General features: G+C 65.6%; 15 protein-coding genes, 1 pseudogene and 1 riboswitch. Of the genes and pseudogenes, 7 read left to right on the top strand and 9 right to left on the bottom strand.

What is annotated here, in order from left to right; all coding sequences use genetic code 11:
- Positions 1–34 precede the first annotated feature (34 nt).
- Genes SOM18_RS13115 through recQ form a run of 3 tightly spaced genes read right to left on the bottom strand, consistent with a single transcriptional unit; the run spans position 35 to position 2,639 of the window.
- Complete coding sequence (locus SOM18_RS13115; protein WP_031439292.1) at positions 35–448, bottom strand: hypothetical protein; 414 nt, start codon at positions 446–448, stop codon at positions 35–37.
- A complete protein-coding gene (locus SOM18_RS13120; RefSeq protein ID WP_031439293.1) occupies positions 445–873 on the bottom strand; it encodes a TIGR01244 family sulfur transferase in 429 nt (142 codons plus the stop codon). Before SOM18_RS13120 ends, SOM18_RS13115 begins: the two co-directional genes overlap by 4 nt.
- Positions 870–2,639, bottom strand: coding sequence for a DNA helicase RecQ (gene recQ / locus SOM18_RS13125; protein WP_031439294.1), 1,770 nt, complete (start codon positions 2,637–2,639; stop codon positions 870–872). The genes SOM18_RS13120 and recQ overlap by 4 nt, the downstream gene beginning before the upstream one ends.
- Before the next feature lie 200 nt (positions 2,640–2,839).
- On the opposite strand from recQ, the gene SOM18_RS13130 reads away from it, so the two are divergent.
- The gene (locus tag SOM18_RS13130) at positions 2,840–3,913 is read left to right on the top strand and encodes a type I restriction endonuclease (protein WP_031439295.1); all 1,074 of its coding nucleotides are present in this window, start codon (positions 2,840–2,842) and stop codon (positions 3,911–3,913) included.
- A 216-nt stretch (positions 3,914–4,129) separates the two neighbouring features.
- Here the strand turns inward: SOM18_RS13130 and SOM18_RS13135 are convergent, their stop codons facing one another.
- On the bottom strand, positions 4,130–5,959 hold the full coding sequence (locus SOM18_RS13135; RefSeq protein WP_031439296.1) for an ABCB family ABC transporter ATP-binding protein/permease: 1,830 nt from the start codon (positions 5,957–5,959) through the stop codon (positions 4,130–4,132).
- A 43-nt stretch (positions 5,960–6,002) separates the two neighbouring features.
- Here SOM18_RS13135 and SOM18_RS13140 point away from each other — a divergent pair, with 43 nt between their 5' ends.
- Positions 6,003–6,311 (top strand): hypothetical protein, encoded by a 309-nt coding sequence (locus SOM18_RS13140; protein ID WP_235188266.1) that lies wholly within the window; start codon positions 6,003–6,005, stop codon positions 6,309–6,311.
- A gap of 145 nt (positions 6,312–6,456) precedes the next feature.
- On the opposite strand, the gene SOM18_RS13145 is transcribed toward SOM18_RS13140, so the two are convergent.
- The 4 genes from SOM18_RS13145 to crtY form a co-directional block, all read right to left on the bottom strand.
- Entirely contained in the window at positions 6,457–7,404 is a 948-nt protein-coding gene (locus tag SOM18_RS13145; RefSeq protein WP_031439298.1) for a phytoene/squalene synthase family protein, read from the bottom strand.
- A gap of 148 nt (positions 7,405–7,552) precedes the next feature.
- Entirely contained in the window at positions 7,553–8,134 is a 582-nt protein-coding gene (locus tag SOM18_RS13150; protein WP_031394045.1) for a TIGR00730 family Rossman fold protein, read from the bottom strand.
- Between the two features lie 192 nt (positions 8,135–8,326).
- Positions 8,327–9,805, bottom strand: coding sequence for a phytoene desaturase (locus tag SOM18_RS13155; protein WP_031394044.1), 1,479 nt, complete (start codon positions 9,803–9,805; stop codon positions 8,327–8,329).
- Positions 9,802–10,968: a lycopene beta-cyclase CrtY gene (gene crtY / locus SOM18_RS13160; RefSeq protein ID WP_031439299.1), complete on the bottom strand. Its 1,167-nt coding sequence runs from the start codon at positions 10,966–10,968 to the stop codon at positions 9,802–9,804. The genes SOM18_RS13155 and crtY overlap by 4 nt, the downstream gene beginning before the upstream one ends.
- A gap of 235 nt (positions 10,969–11,203) precedes the next feature.
- On the opposite strand from crtY, the gene SOM18_RS13165 reads away from it, so the two are divergent.
- Complete coding sequence (locus SOM18_RS13165; protein ID WP_081874090.1) at positions 11,204–11,797, top strand: GNAT family N-acetyltransferase; 594 nt, start codon at positions 11,204–11,206, stop codon at positions 11,795–11,797.
- 172 nt (positions 11,798–11,969) lie between these two features.
- Here the strand turns inward: SOM18_RS13165 and SOM18_RS13170 are convergent, their stop codons facing one another.
- Positions 11,970–12,389: a hypothetical protein gene (locus tag SOM18_RS13170; RefSeq protein WP_052380814.1), complete on the bottom strand. Its 420-nt coding sequence runs from the start codon at positions 12,387–12,389 to the stop codon at positions 11,970–11,972.
- Positions 12,390–12,807: 418 nt separating this feature from the next.
- Here SOM18_RS13170 and SOM18_RS13175 point away from each other — a divergent pair.
- From SOM18_RS13175 to thiC, 4 genes and pseudogenes are all read left to right on the top strand, one after another.
- Positions 12,808–13,166, top strand: a pseudogene (locus SOM18_RS13175) (sterol desaturase family protein); the annotation flags it as partial.
- Positions 13,072–13,521, top strand: coding sequence for a DUF2141 domain-containing protein (locus tag SOM18_RS13180; RefSeq protein ID WP_235188267.1), 450 nt, complete (start codon positions 13,072–13,074; stop codon positions 13,519–13,521). The pseudogene SOM18_RS13175 and the gene SOM18_RS13180, both read left to right, overlap by 95 nt.
- A gap of 69 nt (positions 13,522–13,590) precedes the next feature.
- Positions 13,591–14,454, top strand: a complete 864-nt coding sequence (locus SOM18_RS13185) for a MipA/OmpV family protein (protein ID WP_042466424.1) — start codon at positions 13,591–13,593, stop codon at positions 14,452–14,454.
- 89 nt (positions 14,455–14,543) lie between these two features.
- Positions 14,544–14,651: riboswitch (TPP riboswitch) on the top strand.
- A 39-nt stretch (positions 14,652–14,690) separates the two neighbouring features.
- Entirely contained in the window at positions 14,691–16,613 is a 1,923-nt protein-coding gene (thiC, locus tag SOM18_RS13190) for a phosphomethylpyrimidine synthase ThiC (RefSeq protein WP_031439302.1), read from the top strand.
- Positions 16,614–16,631: the final 18 nt, after the last annotated feature.

Below are 16,631 nucleotides of genomic sequence, written 5' to 3' on the forward strand. Positions count from 1 at the left end.
TTGCGTGTCGATCGTGGTGCCGGCAGGGCGCCCGCTAGACGCCGATGTTCCTGGGAGCCAGCCGCCGGATATCGAGCACGTCGACCCGCGAGAGCATCACCGCGCCAAGCGTCCGGTCGCCGGTCTCGACGAGAATCCCCTCCTGCGTCGCGCGCACCGTCCGCCAGGTGACCTCGCGCACTGCGATCCGCTTGCCGACACGCTTGACCGCGGCGACACGGCCATCCTCCGCCACCGCAAGCGCGCCGCGCCCATCGGCGCCGACCACCGCGCCCGACACGGCAAAGCCCGGCAGTTGCGCGTGTGCCGCCTCGGCGGCCTCCTCGGCGGTCTCGATCCGTATCACACGCCGCTTCCGGACCGCCGCCCAGCCGATACCACCGACCGACGCCACCAATGCCGCGACCGCAGCCCCGATCACCGCGGGGCCGAGCGCGATCGGGATCATCGCGGCCCTGCGAGCGCGTCCAGCATCGGGCGGATACCGCGCAGGTCATAGCCCGCGTCCTCGGCCTGCGCGAGCAGCAGGTTGGGATTGCGCCCCGCCTTTGCCGCGGCCAGCGCCCACAGATTGCAGCTTCGCGTGCCCGACCGGCAATAGGCGAGGACGGGGCCTTTGGCCTCGGTCAGCGCCTGGGTCATCGCGTCGATCTGCGGATGCGAAAAGCCCGCATGCGTCACCGGGATCGCGACATAGTTCAGGCCGGCCGCTTTCGCCGCCGCACGGATCGCGTCGCCCGAAGGCTGGCCCGCATCCTCGTCGTCGGGGCGGTTGTTGACGATCGTCTTGAAGCCCGCCGCGGCAATGTCCGCGACGTGCTCGACCGCGATCTGCGGCGCGACCGAAATGCTTTCGTTGATGTGCCGGATCATGCGGACTCGCGGATAACTGCCAGAAAGGCATCCCCATAGGCGTCGAGCTTGCGCGCGCCAATGCCCGATAGCACCGCGAGCGCCGCCCGCGACGCGGGTCGCTGCGCCGCCATGTCACGCAGCACCGAATCGTGGAAGATCACATAGGGTGGAACGCCCGCGTCCTTCGCCAGATCGCGGCGGCATACGCGCAGCGCCTCGAACAGCGGATCGTCGACCGGGTTCGGCACGGCCCCCGGTGCAGCCTTGCGCCGTCGCTCGCGCTTGGGCGGCACGATCACCGACAGCGCCGCCTCGCCTTTGAGGATCGCCTTGGCCGCCGGTCCGAATTCGAGGCCGCCGTGCGGGTTCGTCCGCAGCGCATCCTTCAGCATCAGCGCGCGCGATACCGGCTTCAACAGCGCCACCTCGTCGCCCTCGACGATCCCGTACACCGACAACGCCTCATGCCCGTTCATCAGGCTGCGCTCCGACGACACGCCCGTCAGGATACCCTCGATATAGCCGACGCCGAACATCTGCCCCGTCCGGAACACCGCCGACAGGAATTTCCGCGCGGTCTCGGTCGCGTCGACCGCATCGACATTGCCAAGGCAATTGTCGCAATTGCCGCAATCCTCGAGTCGCTCCTCGCCGAAATGCTTGAGCAGGATCCGTCGCCGACACCCCGCGGTCTCGACCAGCCCGCCCATCGCGGTCAGCCGCTGGCGTTCGCCCGCCTGCCGCTCGGGCTCGACCTCGCCGATCCGCTGGCGCGCGCGCGCGAAATCCTCCGCGCCCCAGAACAGATGCGCGATCGCCGGGTCGCCGTCGCGTCCCGCGCGCCCCGTCTCCTGATAATAGGCTTCGATCGATTTCGGCAGCCCGGCATGCGCGACGAACCGCACGTCGGGCTTGTCGATCCCCATCCCGAACGCGACCGTCGCGCAGATCACCATATCCTCGCTCGCGACGAAATCCGCCTGGTTCTTCGCGCGCACCTGCGGATCGAGCCCGGCATGATAGGCGCGCGTCGGCCGCCCGCTGCGCCCCAGCGCCTCGGCCAGCTTCTCGGTCGCCGCGCGCGTCTGCGCATAGACGATCCCCGGCCCGGGAATCTTCTCGAGGATGTCAGCGATCTGCCGGTTGACGTTGTCGCGCGCCGAGATCGCATAGCGGATGTTCGGCCGGTCGAACCCCGACACGATCAAGCCGTCCTGCGAGATCCCCAGCTGTTCGAGGATATCCGCGCGCGTATGCGCGTCGGCGGTGGCGGTCAGCGCGAGCCGCGGCACGTCGGGAAAACTGTCGAGCAAAGGTCGCAGCAACCGATAGTCGGGCCGGAAGTCATGCCCCCACTCGCTGACGCAGTGCGCCTCGTCGATCGCGAACAGCGAGAGCTTCGCCTGCGACAGCAGATTGCGGAAACTCTCGTTCGAGGCCCGCTCCGGCGCGACGTACAGCAAATCGAGATCGCCCGCGCGGAACCGCGCGATCGTCTCCTCGCGATTGGTATCCACGCTCGTCAGCGTCGCCGCCTTGATCCCGACCGCGGTCGCGGCGCGCAACTGGTCGTGCATCAGCGCGATCAGCGGCGACACGACCACGCACGTCCCCTCGAGCATCGTCGCTGGCAACTGGTAACACAGCGACTTGCCAGCCCCGGTCGGCATGACCGCCAGCGTCCGCTGCCCCGCAAGCACGCGGTCGACGACATCGCGCTGCACGCCACGAAAATCAGGAAAGCCGAAGATGCGCTGGAGATCGGGAAGGGGGTCGAGTGCCATCGCCGTGTAGGTAGCGATCCCCGCTGCGATGTCGAGGCGCGGGCGGCTTTCCCTTATGTCCCCTCCCGCCAGCCCTTTGCGTCCTCGACCGGCGGCGCTCGCACCGCGCAAATAGATCGAGATCCAACCAAGTTACAGACGTCGCGGCATAGACCCTTGAAATATCCCGGCGCACGTTCGTGAATTAACGGGAGGCGCGCGTGGAACTGAGTATCAGACTTAGCGAGTTGCAAAAGCGGACGATCGAACACCGCGAGGTTCTACTGACCGAAGAGGCGGCGAAGACCGCGCTGGTCATGCCCTTCCTTCAGTCACTCGGTTACGACGTGTTCAATCCATCCGAAGTCGTCCCGGAATTCAGCGCCGACGTGGGTACCAAGAAGGGTGAGAAAGTTGACTATGCGATCTGCGCTGGCGGCAAGGTGTCGATCCTGATCGAGTGCAAGCCGTCCTCGGTACAGCTCAACGTTAATCATGCGGGGCAGCTGTTCCGCTATTTCAGCGTCACCGATGCGCGGCTCGCGGTGCTTACCAACGGTGTTGTCTACCAGTTCTATTCGGATATCGAACGCCCGAACAAGATGGACGACAAGCCGTTTTTCACGTTCACGATGGACGCGATCAAGCCAGGCGACATCCGTACGCTTGAGAAGTTTACCAAGGCGGCGTTCGACATCGACAAGATCGTCCTGGAGGCCAGCAGTCTCAAAACGCAGTCCCTGATCCGCCTTGAGCTCGAAAAGGAATTTGCCGAGCCGTCCGACGAGTTTGTGAAGATGATGGCGCAGCGAGTCCATGGTGGCCGGCTGACGCCTGCGATCAAGGACGGTTTCGCCAAACTGCTCGCACCCGCGATTGCCGGGCTGATCCGCGATTTTGTCAACGAGCGGCTGTCGTCAGCTTTGAAGGCGTCGAGCCCGGTCGAGGACTTTTCCGAGTCGGTCGATGACGATCCGTCGGATGGCGACGGCATCATCACCACGCAGGAGGAAATTTCCGGCTTCCACATCGTTCAGGCGATCGCTTCGCGGCTGGTCGATCCGAAGCGTGTCATCGTCCGCGATGCGAAATCCTATTGCGCAGTCCTGCTTGACGACAATAACCGCAAGACGATCGCGCGAATGCATTTCAACGGCATTACGACCAAGTATCTCGGTATGTTTGCCGGTAAGGATGAGACGCGGCACCTGTTGCCGGACCTGACGCATATTTACCAGTATTCGGCTGCGATCGAGGCCCGGCTCCGTGAACTGGACCCGTCGATTCCGGCATAAGCGCGGCCAGCGCGTCTTCTTATCTGTCTCAAAAGGACGAGCGGGAGGCGCGCGGCGTGTCTGGTTGGAAGTAGAAGCGCATACGCATCGCCCAACCACCCCGGCGAAGGCCGGGGTCCAGTTGGAGAGGGTGCAGTAACGGAGCGACGTCCTTCGTTATCGACGTCTGCCAACTGGGCCCCGGCCTTCGCCGGGGTGGAAGACGGAGCGGCGACGCTATTCTGCCGCGAGCGCCCCCGCGTCATCGCCAGCACGCTCCTGCGCCTGGCGGTTCCACATTTCCGCATACACGCCCTCGCGCCGCAGCAACTCCGCATGCGTGCCCTTCTCGACGACCCGCCCCGCCTCCAGCACGACGATTTGGTCGGCATGCACCACGGTCGACAGCCGGTGCGCGATCACGATCGTCGTGCGGCCGCGCTCGATCGCCTCGAGCGTGTCGAGGATTTCCGCCTCGGTGCGGCTGTCGAGCGCCGACGTCGCCTCGTCGAGGATCAGGATCGGCGGGTTCTTGAGCAGCGTGCGTGCGATCGCCACGCGCTGTTTCTCGCCGCCCGACAGCTTCAGACCACGCTCGCCGACGCGCGTCGCATAGCCCAGCGGCTGGCGTTCGATGAACCCCGCGATCGCCGCGCCCTTCGCCGCGGTCTCGACCTCGGGCATCTCCGCGCCCTCGCGGCCATAGGCGATATTGTAGCCGATCGTGTCGTTGAACAGCACAGTGTCCTGCGGGACGATTCCGATCGCCGCGCGCAGCGATGCCTGGCGAACCTGCGCAATGTCCTGCCCGTCGACGGTGATCCGCCCGCCCGTCAGGTCGTAGAAGCGGTAGAGCAGCCGGGCGAGCGTCGACTTGCCCGCGCCCGACGGCCCGACCACCGCGAGCGTCGACCCTGCGGGCACGTCGAGCTCGAGATCGCGCAGGATCGGCCGGCCTGCATCATAACCGAACGAGACATTCTCGAACCGGACATGACCCGCGCTCACCGCCAATACGGGCGCGTCGACCACGTCGACGACGGAAGCGGGCGTGTCGATCAGGTCGAACATCGCCGCCATGTCGAGCGCGCCCTGGCGGATCGTGCGATACACCATGCCGAGCAGGTCGAGCGGCCGGAATAGCTGCGCCAGCAGCGTCGAAACGAAGACCACGTCGCCCGCCGACGCCTCGCCCCGGCTCCACCGCCACACGACGAAGCCCATGCCGCCCGCGAGCATCAGATTGGTGATCAGCGCCTGGCCGAGGTTCAGCCATGCGAGCGAGTTCTCGCTCTTCACCGCGGCTTCGGAATAGGCGGTGATCGCGCTGTCATAGCGTTTCGCCTCGCGCTCCTCCGCGCCGAAATACTTGACCGTCTCGAAGTTCAGCAGCGAATCGACCGCATGCGCGACCGCACCGGTATCAAGGTCATTCATGCGTGCGCGCAGCGCGTTGCGCCAGTCGGTGACCATCCGCGTGAACGCGATATAGCCGACCACCATTACGATCGTCGCGACGACCAGCGGCCAGCCGAACTTGGTCCAGAACAGGCCCAGCACCAGCACGAGTTCGAACAGCGTCGGCGCAATGTTGAACAGCAGGAAATAGAGCATCGTATCAATGCTCTTCGTCCCGCGCTCGACCACCTTGGTCACTGCGCCCGTTCGGCGCGACAGATGGAAATCGAGGCTCAGCGCATGGAGGTGGCGAAACACCTGCGCCGCCAGCCGCCGCGACGCGTCCTGTCCGACCCGCTCGAACACCGCGTTGCGCAGATTGTCGAACAGCGTCGTTCCGAACCGCGACGCCGCATAGCCGACCACCAGCAGCGCGACGAGCGTCAGCGCGCCGCGGTCGTTCCCCGCCATCCGGTCGACCGCATATTTCAGCGTGAAGGCCGCGCCGAACACCTGCACCAGCTTCGACGCGATCACGAGCAGCATCGCGACGACGATCCGGACCTTCAGCTTCGGCTGCCCCGCCGGCCACAGGAATGGCAGAAAGCGGCGGAGCGTCGGCAGCAACGGCTGGTCCGCGCGGGTGGAGGTGTAGGTATCAGGGGGCATTGCTGGTGGTGATGTAGGCGCGGTCAAGCCCCGGCGAAAGCGGTTGACGGAACAATCCTGCCACTTCGTCGCTTTTCATATCGTGTCCAACGCCGGGCACGGCGATCCACTGGAGAATGAAATGGAACCGCTGTTCTACGTCATGGCCATCATGGGTTGCAGTGACGGCAATATGAACTGCACCGAGGCACGGGTCGTGCCGGCGCGGTACGAAACGATGGCGCAGTGCCGCGCGGCGTTGCCGGATCAGCTCGCGCAGAACACCGACGTTCCCTATCCGATGATCGGTGCCAACTGCCGCACCGCGGGCGCGCAGATCGCCGTAACAGGCAAGGCCAAAGCACGGGGCTGATCCGCTCGTGTGGGGGTCACCGCCCGTCCCCCCCTCCGTTCGTGCTGAGCGAAGTCGAAGCACAGGCCCCGAACGGATGCGCTTCGACTTCGCTCAGGGCGAACGGAAGGGGCAGGGACAGACGTTGAATGTGCTAGGGCCGGATCTACCGCGGTCGTGTCCACAGCTTCGGATCCCGCGGCGTACGCGGATACAGCCGCTCCCGCGCTGCCGCCTCCCGCGCGGCCCTGGCGATAAACCCCAGCTTCTGCGCCCCCGACGTCGTAACGCGGTGATCCCACGCATGCTCGCCGCGCGCCGCGACGGCCCGCCCGATCGCGCCATAGATGCCGGCCGCTGACAGCACGGCCCAGGCCGATCGGAACGACAGCGCGGGCGTGCCCTCCCGTGCGCTCGCCTCGAACGCCGCCGCGCGGTCCGCCATCCGCTTCGTGAGCACCGCGAGGCGCGCGCGGAATGGCGGCTTCATGTGCTGGCCGGGCGGAAAGTCCATCTCGACCAGCCAGTCCTCGGGCAGGTAGCAGCGCCCGACCCGGTCATCCTCCTCGACATCGCGCATGATGTTGGCGAGCTGGAATGCCATTCCCAGATCACAGGCGCGGTCGAGCGTGTCCTCGTCGTCGGGATCGACGCCCATCGCGATCGCCATCATGCAACCGACGACACCTGCGACATGGTAGCAATATTTGTACAGGTCGTTTTCGGAGCGCGGTCGCCACTCGCGCGCATCGAGCGCGAAGCCCTCGACCAGGTCGCGCGCGAACCGCTTGGGCATCCGCGTCTCGGCCGCGACGATCCGCAGCGCGTCGAATGCGGGCTCGCCGACGACCTCGCCCGCCAGCGCCTGCTCGGTCATCGCCGACAGCGTGACGAGCCGCGCCGGGGCATCGTCGACCACGGTCATGCCGTGCCCGTGATCCTGCCCGTCGGCGATATCGTCACACCGCCGGCACCAGGCGTAGAGCAGCCACGCCCGTTCGCGCGTCGGCTTGTCGAACAACAGGCTGGCGGCCGCGAAACTCTTCGATCCGCGCGCGATCGATTCCTTCGCTGTCGCGACGATCGCTTCGCGGGTGGGGGAGGGGAATGTCATGCCGCCACCTTTACGACCACCCCGGCGAAGGCCGGGGCCCAGGTGGGAAAGCGAGTGTAACAACGCGTAGCGCGAGCCAATCCGCGTCCCCCAACTGGGCCCCGGCCTTCGCCGGGGTGGTGCAGGATAGTGTGCGGCCTCAAGACGCTCACAGATCCGACGCGTTCATCCGGACGATCGGCTGTGTCGGCACATGCTCCGCCATCCGGTCGAGCAGCAGGTCGAGCGTATCCGCGACGATCAGCAGGTCACGGTGCTGCGGTCGCAGGAAGCCGACCTCGCCCATCTTGTCCCAGAACGCGATCAGATGGTCGTAATAGCCCGCGGTGTTGAGCAGCCCGACGGGATCCGCATGATAGCCGAGCTGCGCCCAGCTCAGTGCCTCCCACAGCTCGTCCATCGTGCCCGTACCGCCGGGGATCGTCACGAATCCGTCCGACAGGTCGGTGAACATCTGCTTGCGCTGGTGCATGCCCTGCACGACGTGGAGCTCGGTCAGCCCCCGGTGCGCAACCTCCGCATCGACCAGCGCCTGCGGAATCACGCCGATCACCTCGCCGCCACCCTCGAGCGCACCATCGGCGATCGCGCCCATCAGGCCGGTGCGGCCACCACCATAGACGAGGCCGATTCCGCGCTCGGCAAAGGTGCGTCCCAGCGCGCGTGCGCCTTCGATATACAGGGGATCAGCCGGCGTCGCCGACCCGCAATACACAGCAAGTCTTTTCATCGTGCCTCGCTAGGGGAAGCGCGCGTGGTGCCGCAAGAAAAGAATGGGTTCGCGCGGAGACGCGGAGGCGCGGAGTTTCAGCAAGGGTCGCGGAGCGACCTTATACCATGATGACGTACAGCCGAGAGGTCTTCCGACCGATAGGCTGGACGCACCATCTCCGCGCCTCCGCGTCTCCGCGTGAACAAACCCTTACTGCTCGCCCTCAAGCATCAACCGCGCCGTCGCCTTAGCGCTCCCGACGACGCCCGGGATCCCCGCCCCCGGATGCGTCCCCGCGCCGACGAAGTACAGGTTCGGGATATGATCGTCGCGGTTGTGCACGCGGAAATAGGCGCTCTGCGTCAGCACCGGCTCGAGCGAGAAGGCCGAGCCCAGATGCGCGTTCAGATCCTGTGCGAAATCCTTCGGCGCATAGCTGAACTTGGTCACGATCCGGTCGTGGATGTCCGGGATCAACCGCCGGCCGATCTCGTCAAGGATCCGCTTCTCCAGGATCGGGCCGATCTCGTCCCAGTCGACCGGGAACTTGCCGAGATGCGGCACCGGCGCGAGCGCGTAGAAGGTCGAATGCCCCTCCGGCGCCAGGCTGGGGTCGGTGACAGTCGGGTGGTGGAGATAAAGCGAGAAATCTTCCGCCAGCACGCCGTGATCGTAAATGTCCGACAGCAGCCCCTTATAGCGCGGCCCGAACAGGATCATGTGGTGCGGAATGCCGGGCCACGTGCCCTTGATCCCGAAATGCACGACGAACAGCGACGGGCTGTACTTCTTGCGCTCGAGCGACGCCTTGGTCCGCTGTCCGCTGCGCGACGTCGCCAGCAGGTCGCGATAGGTGTGCATGATGTCGCTGTTCGCCGCCACCGCATCCGCCTGGCCCGACCAGCCGCTCGCCGTCGTGACCCCGGTCGCGCGGTCGCCCAGCGTCTCGATCGACGTCACCGGGTCGTCGAGCCGCAGCACGCCGCCCAGCCGTTCGAACTGGGTCACCAGCGCCGCGACCAGCCGGTTGGTGCCGCCCCGCGCGAACCATACGCCGCCATCGCGCTCGAGCTTGTGGATCAGCGCATAGATCGCGCTCGTCGTCATCGGATTGCCGCCGACGAGGAGCGTGTGGAACGAGAGCGCCTCGCGCAGCTTCTCGGACTTCACGAAGCTCGACACGATCGAATAGACCGAGCGCCAGGCCTGGTATTTCGCCAGTGCCGGCGCCGCCTTAATCATCGACCCGAAGTCGAGAAACGCGACATGGCCGAGCTTCTCATAGCCTTCGTGAAAAACGCCGGCGGAATAGGCGAGGAACTTCTCATAGCCCGCCCAGTCGCCCGGATGCAGCTTCTCGATCTCCGCCCGCATCTGCGTATCGTCGTTGGTATAATCGAAATTCGTCCCGTCCGCCCAGTTCAGCCGGTAGAAGGGCAGCACCGGGTCGAGCGTCACGTCCGCGCTCATGTCGTGCCCGCTCAGCGCCCATAGTTCGCGCAGGCAGTCGGGATCGGTGATGACGGTCGGGCCCGCATCGAAGGTGAAGCCGTCGCGCTCCCAGTAATAACCACGCCCGCCCGGCTTGTCGCGGCTCTCGACGATGGTCGTCTGGACGCCTGCGGATTGCAGCCGGATCGCGAGCGCCAGCCCGCCAAACCCTGCGCCGATGACGATAGCTGTCTTCATGATCTCATACTGCCTGCGATGGCGCGGACGGCGCGCACGATGGGGACGGGGGGCTTGCCGGTCAGGATCCGCGCCTTGTCGGTCATGGTCGAACGTCCGGCATAGAAACGGCCTATCAGCGAAGGGGAGAGGCGATAGAAGCGCTCGAGGATCCGGTAGCGTTCCTCGGGCTCCGCCGCGCGGAACAGCATCGTGTCGAGCATCCGGTAGAAACCGCGGCTCTTCCACGTCGCCTGCGCCATCGCATAGGTCGCATCGTGCAGCCGTGCGCCCGAGAAATCCCCCAGCGCCGCGATCATCGACGCGGTCCGTACCGCATCGGGCAGCGAATAGCCGGTGGTCGGGTGGAACATCCCCGCGCGCATCCCCGCCTTGGCGACGCGCGCGCCGGTCGAGCGCCAATAGGCCTCGAAATCGCCGCCCATCGCCACCGGCAGGACGCCCGATTCCTCTCGTTCGATCCGCTTCACCGACCAGCCGCGCTCGTCGACATAGGCGTCGATCCGGTCGCGCAGCACGGGCAGATCGAGATCGGGCGTGTCGCTGTAATAGGTGTCCTCGACGAACATCCGCCGCGCCTTGAAGGGCAGGCAATAGACGAAACGATAGCCGTCGAGCTGTTCGACGCCCGCATCCATCACCATCGGCCGCGGCGCCTTGTGCATCGCGTCGAGCAGCAGTTCGCGTCCGAGGAATTTCTGCCACGCCAGATCGAGCAGCGTGAGGTCGCCCGGCCCGCGCGCGTCGATCACCCCGGTCGCTTCGATCCGGTCGCCGTCGCTCAGCACCACCGCGGTCGCGCTCGCGCCGCTCACCTTGCGGTCGAGCATCAGCGCGTGCGGCGGCAGGACGCGGCGTACCTCGCGGTCGAGTTGGACGCTCTCGATCGAATTGTAACGCGCGTCGATCGTCCGCGCATGCCCCGGAAAGCGCACGTCATAGCCCTGCCAGCCATGCACCACGAGCGGCGCGACGATCCATCGGTCCGCCGCCGCCACGTCGCTGTCGAAGAACGACCAGAGGTGGTTGCCGCCGACCGTCGGGGCGGCATCGACCAGCCGCACGTCGAGCGCCGGATGCTTCGCTTTGAGCGCCAGCGCGATCATCCCGCCGGCCAGGCCCGCGCCAACGATCGCGACGTCGCAGGAGATCGTCGATGCCATGGCTCCGACTAGCGCAAACCGGCGCCTGCGAAAACAGCCTTTCCCGCCCAATCGCGCGCGAAGACAACCTGCATTGCCGGCCCGGCGGCCTCTTCCGCCACCGAGACGATCCCCCGCACGTCATCGCCTTCCGCTGCCACCACGTGACGGACGCGAAGGGACGGGGGACGTCAGGTCGGGCATGGCGCGCCGCCGCCATCTCCGCCACTATGTCCATGCCAGATCCGGAGCCGCCATGCCCCCCTCACACCCGACCGACGCTTCGCCAGCACCGCACGCCAGCGATCCCGGTCCCCGCCACCCCCAGGCCCCGACGCTGGCCACGGCGCGCCTGACGCTGACCGGCCATGTCCTTGCCGATCTCGACGACTGCGCCGCGATGTGGGCCGACGCCCGCGTCTATGCGATGATCGGCGGCACGCCACGCAGTCGCGAGGAGGTGTGGATCCGGTTGCTCCGATCGATCGGGCAGTGGACCGCGTTCGGCTATGGCAGCTGGATCGTGCGCGAGACTGTGACCGGCCGACTGATCGGCGAGATGGGGTTGATCGAAGCGCGGCGCGCGATCCTGCCGCCGATCGACGGTCCCGGTGCGATCGGCCCCGAAATGGGCTGGACGCTGACCGGCGACGCGCAGGGGCAGGGCTATGCATCGGAGGCGATGGCGGCGGTCCTGGCCTGGGCCGACCCGCGCATCGCCGCCACGACCTGCATCATCGACCCAAGCAACGCGCCCTCGCTCCGCCTCGCCGAGCGCCTCGGCTACCGCCTGCGCATCGAGGGTCGTTATCGTGACGCGCCGATCCTGATCCTCGACCGACGCGCCTGACTTGGGTTCCGGACGCTCAGCGGACAGGTCAAGCGATGCTGGCCGAGGAACTGCGCGGGCTTTTGCGGTACCGGGCAGCCGCAAGTCGTCGCTGCTGCCCGGCACCATGTGCGGCGCGCGCTCTTTTCCGGATCAGCCGGGAGCGCACATGCCCATGTTTACGCGCTGGCGATCAGTTCGCCGGGACCTTGATGAACGGGTCATAGCTGTAAGTCTTGCCCGACATCGAGAAGACGACGCTGTACTGGTAGGACCCCGTTGCTGTGCCGTTGTTGATCACACAGGTCCAATAGATAACGCCCGCGGGCGTCGTCTGTTTTTCAAGCTTCTGGAATACACTATTCGGCGGGTTCTGCGTGCATTGACCGGTAAACCCGGTGATTGCGATATTATCGGCGGGATTGATGGGATAGACGGTCCACACCAAGACGTCACCGGCATTGCACGGCGTCGTCAACTCGTTGCCACCCTCGGACGTGCCTTCATAGCCCGTCGTGTCGATCATATACAGACCTTGGGTGATGGTCTGGCCACTGGCCGTCGACTGAGCTGTTTCCACATCCACAGCAATCATGATGTTGATGGTTGCCATATCCTCATCTCCTAAATTTATAGTATCGAGATGGCCTGTCTCTGACATGGCGTCGGACTTTAAAACGGGTGATATCGTCGTAATGGAGCAATGTTCTGCTATCAGGGTCTCAAATCTGTTGACCTGAAAAAAAATATCACATTGGGAGGCGTCAAATAAAGTTCGATAGATGAATTCGTGGCGCTGAATTCTGTAAAATCGATAAAGATATGATGAGGATCCGGTGTTCCGACATAGAATGGGGCGGCGTTTGGTTTGCAGGCGCACAGGCCGTCGTGCTTTGCAGCCGCGTACCCGGATGCCGCCGGTTTCGATCATTTTGCGGGGGCGATAGACTAGAGTCAGTGCAAACAGGTGGAGCACCGGCCGGGCGTGGTCGACCGAGGGTCTGAATGGCAACGGCGTTCGATCCGGTCCCGGCGCTGTGATAATTCCGCTACGGGTCATTGCGATTCCGACCCTGGCGGTGCGCTCGGTTTGGCTCTGACGGTCATGACCGTTATGGAGGGGGCCAATCCGATGGGCCGGGAGGTTTTTCCCCGGTTCATGTGGAGGGGAGCATTGGGGACATGGCTGATCACGGCCAGCCACCATCAGCCACATCATGAACGATACAGGTGCAATTATGAGCTCATTTTCCGGTTCTGGGATCGGCTCTGCGGCACCGACCGGGAGCTCGGCGATGTCCGCAGATCGCATGCCAAGGCTGCCGCGCGTGCTGGCCGCGGCGGCGCTCTGGGCCGTTCTGGCGGCGGCGAGCCCGGTCACGCGGCTTGACGTCGAGGTCGACAATCTTCGCTCGGCCAAGGGCTTGATCCGTATCTGTCTGACCGCCGACCCCGATAATTTCCCCGCCTGTGTCGACGATGCCAAGGCGCTGACCCGGACCCTGCCCGCCGCGGTCCGGACGACGAGCTTTCCGGGCCTGCCGCAGCGCGGCTATGCGCTGGCGATCATCCATGACGAGAACAGCAATTCCAAGCTCGACACGATCGCGGGCATCCCGCGCGAGGGCTATGGCTTCTCGAACAACGCGGCGGTACGCTTCGGACCGCCTCGCTTTTCCGCGGCACGGTTCATGCTCGTCGGTGATGCTGAAATGCAACAGGTCAGGATGCGTTACATCTTCTGACGGATTGCAACGGACCGAATGGGGTTGCCCCGCGTTGCGCGGTGGAACCTTTTTGTCCGGAGCCCGTCCTTGCGCGCATTCTCACTCGTTCTGACTGCCGCAACCGCGGCAGTCGCCCTCGCCACGCCGGCACTTGCGCAGACGGATCCCAATCCGACCCCGCCAATCACCGATCCCGCCGACAACAACCGCATCACGCTGGGGCTCGGCGTCGCGTCGCTTCCCGATTACGAAGGTGCGGACAGCAACAGCTTCACCCCCGGCGCGGTCGCGATCGGTACGGTCCGCGGGCATGACTTCTTTACGCGCGGTACGCAGCTCTATGTGAACCTGATCCCCAATACGGGGTCGGTCGGGATCAACTACGAAGTCGGCGTTATCGCCGCCGTCCGCACCGATCGCACGGGCCGGGTCGACAACCGGCAGGTCCGCGCGCTCGGCAAGATCGACACGGCCTATGAAGTCGGCGGCTTTGTCGGCATCGGCAAGACCGGCGTCATCACCAGCGAATACGACACGCTGACCGCGCGTGTCGCCTATATCCACGACGTGTCGGGCACGCACGACAGCTATGTCATCACCCCGCAGGTCAACTACACGACGCCGCTGTCGGTCCGCACCCTGGTCGCCTTCGGCCTGTCGGCGGATTATGCAGGCAAGGGCTTTGGCCGGACCTATGCCGCGGTCACGCCGATCGGCACGATCAACAGCGGTCTGCGCACCTATGACATCAACGACAGCGGCTTCCGCCGGGTCAACGTCTCCGCGTTTGCTTTGCAGAGCCTGTCGGGCGATCTGCGCCGCGGCTTCGGCGTCGGCGCAGGGGTGCTCTACGGCCGCATGCTCGGCAAGTACAAGGACAGCCCGATCGTCGCGGACGTCGGCGATGCCGACCAGTGGCTCGGCGCGGTGGGCCTGACCTACACCTTCTGATCGCAACCCGCCGATCGATCCGAAACCCCGTGCGGCCCGGCCGTGCGGGGTTTTTCCGTTTGCGCCCCCGTCCGTTGCGCCTATGCTCGCCCTACCCCGGGGGAGCGCCGATCCGCGCTTGAGAGGAAGGCAGGAGCCTTCGACCCGCTGAACCTGATCCGGTTGATACCGGCGGAGGGAGGGAGCGGTCGCCACAGAACCGCATGCCTTGCTCCGAGACCTTTAGGAGCAAGCGCATGGCCGATTACGATCCCCGCATCCCGACCGCCGACATCGGCGTCACCACCGGCCCGATCCGCGGCTCGCGGAAGATCCATGTCGCGGTGCCCTCCAGCCCCGACGTCCGCGTCGCGATGCGCGAGATCGTGCTCGACCCCAGCTGCTCCGAGCCGCCCTTGCGCGTCTACGACACCAGCGGTCCGTACACCGACCCCAGGGCGACGATCGACATCAACGCCGGCCTGCCGCAACTCCGCCGCCAGTGGATCGAGGCGCGCGGCGACGTCGAGAGTTACGACGCGCGCGCGGTCCGGCCCGAGGATAATGGCCAGCTCGGCCCCGACCGCTCGGGCGGCGTCCCGCAATTTCCCGGCAGCATCAAGCGCCCGTTGCGCGCCAGGGCTGGCGCCAATGTCAGCCAGATGCATTACGCACGCCGTGGCATCATCACGCCCGAGATGGAATATGTCGCGACGCGGGAGAATCTCGGCCGCGCGATGCTGAAAGAGTATAAGCGCGACGGCGAGAGCTTCGGTGCGTCGATCCCCGACTTCGTCACCCCCGAGTTCGTCCGCGACGAGGTCGCGCGCGGCCGCGCGATCATCCCCAACAACGTCAACCACCCCGAATCCGAGCCGATGGCGATCGGCCGCAACTTCCTGGTCAAGATCAACGCCAATATCGGCAATTCGGCGGTCGCGTCGAACGTCGCCGCCGAGGTCGACAAGCTCGTCTGGTCGATCCGCTGGGGCGCGGACACGGTGATGGACCTGAGCACCGGCCGCAACATCCACGACACGCGCGAATGGATCCTGCGCAACAGCCCCGTGCCGATCGGCACCGTGCCGATCTATCAGGCACTCGAGAAGGTCGGCGGCGTCGCCGAGGATCTGACTTGGGAGATCTTCCGCGACACGCTGATCGAACAGGCGGAGCAGGGCGTGGATTACTTCACGATCCACGCCGGCGTGCGCCTCGCCTATATCCCGATGACCGCCAAGCGGGTCACCGGCATCGTCTCGCGCGGCGGCTCGATCATGGCGAAATGGTGCCTCAGCCACCACAAGGAGAGCTTCCTCTACGAGCGCTTCGACGAGATCACCGAGATCATGAAGGCGTATGACATCGCCTATTCGCTCGGCGACGGGCTGCGCCCCGGCAGCATCGCCGACGCGAACGACGAGGCGCAGTTCAGCGAGCTCTACACGCTCGGTGAACTCACGCACCGCGCATGGAAGAGCGACGTCCAGGTTATGATCGAGGGCCCCGGCCATGTGCCGATGCACAAGATCAAGGAGAATATGGAAAAGCAGCTCGAGGTCTGCGGCGAGGCGCCCTTCTATACCTTGGGGCCGCTCACCACCGACATCGCGCCGGGTTATGACCATATCACCAGCGGCATCGGCGCGGCGCAGATCGGCTGGTACGGCACCGCGATGCTTTGCTACGTCACGCCCAAGGAGCATCTGGGCTTGCCCGACCGCGACGACGTGAAGGTCGGCGTCGTCACCTACAAGCTCGCCGCACACGCCGCCGACCTCGCCAAGGGTCACCCTGCCGCGCAGATGCGCGACGACGCGCTGAGCCGCGCGCGCTTCGAGTTCCGCTGGCGCGACCAGTTCAACCTGAGCCTCGACCCCGATACGGCCGAGCAATATCACGACCAGACGCTCCCCGCAGAAGGCGCCAAGACCGCGCATTTCTGCTCGATGTGCGGTCCGAAATTCTGCTCGATGAAGATCACGCAGGAGGTGCGTGACTTCGCCGCCAAACAGAACGGCCCCGCCGACACGTTCCTAGCGGCCGATATCGATCAGACCGACGCCAACCGCGCGATCTTCGCCAAGGGTGCGCATGCCGACGCAGAAAAGGGCATGGCTGAAATGAGCGAGAGGTTCCGCGAGAAGGGCAGCGAGATCTACCTCCCCGCGGACGTCTGATCCGCCACATCCCGAACT

Origin of the sequence: Sphingomonas sp. CFBP9019 (genome assembly GCF_034045155.1) — a bacterium.
GTDB lineage: Bacteria > Pseudomonadota > Alphaproteobacteria > Sphingomonadales > Sphingomonadaceae > Sphingomonas > Sphingomonas aerolata.

Bases quoted from the DNA above. Each gene is read 5' to 3' on its own strand.
- SOM18_RS13145 (WP_031439298.1), bottom strand. From the start codon at position 7,404: ATGACATTCCCCTCCCCCACCCGCGAAGCGATCGTCGCGACAGCGAAG.
- SOM18_RS13170 (WP_052380814.1), bottom strand. From the start codon at position 12,389: ATGGCAACCATCAACATCATGATTGCTGTGGATGTGGAAACAGCTCAG.
- SOM18_RS13135 (WP_031439296.1), bottom strand. From the start codon at position 5,959: ATGCCCCCTGATACCTACACCTCCACCCGCGCGGACCAGCCGTTGCTG.
- crtY (WP_031439299.1), bottom strand. From the start codon at position 10,968: ATGGCATCGACGATCTCCTGCGACGTCGCGATCGTTGGCGCGGGCCTG.
- SOM18_RS13120 (WP_031439293.1), bottom strand. From the start codon at position 873: ATGATCCGGCACATCAACGAAAGCATTTCGGTCGCGCCGCAGATCGCG.
- SOM18_RS13150 (WP_031394045.1), bottom strand. From the start codon at position 8,134: ATGAAAAGACTTGCTGTGTATTGCGGGTCGGCGACGCCGGCTGATCCC.
- SOM18_RS13155 (WP_031394044.1), bottom strand. From the start codon at position 9,805: ATGAAGACAGCTATCGTCATCGGCGCAGGGTTTGGCGGGCTGGCGCTC.
- SOM18_RS13180 (WP_235188267.1), top strand. From the start codon at position 13,072: ATGTCCGCAGATCGCATGCCAAGGCTGCCGCGCGTGCTGGCCGCGGCG.
- SOM18_RS13115 (WP_031439292.1), bottom strand. From the start codon at position 448: ATGATCCCGATCGCGCTCGGCCCCGCGGTGATCGGGGCTGCGGTCGCG.
- SOM18_RS13165 (WP_081874090.1), top strand. From the start codon at position 11,204: ATGCCCCCCTCACACCCGACCGACGCTTCGCCAGCACCGCACGCCAGC.
- thiC (WP_031439302.1), top strand. From the start codon at position 14,691: ATGGCCGATTACGATCCCCGCATCCCGACCGCCGACATCGGCGTCACC.
- recQ (WP_031439294.1), bottom strand. From the start codon at position 2,639: ATGGCACTCGACCCCCTTCCCGATCTCCAGCGCATCTTCGGCTTTCCT.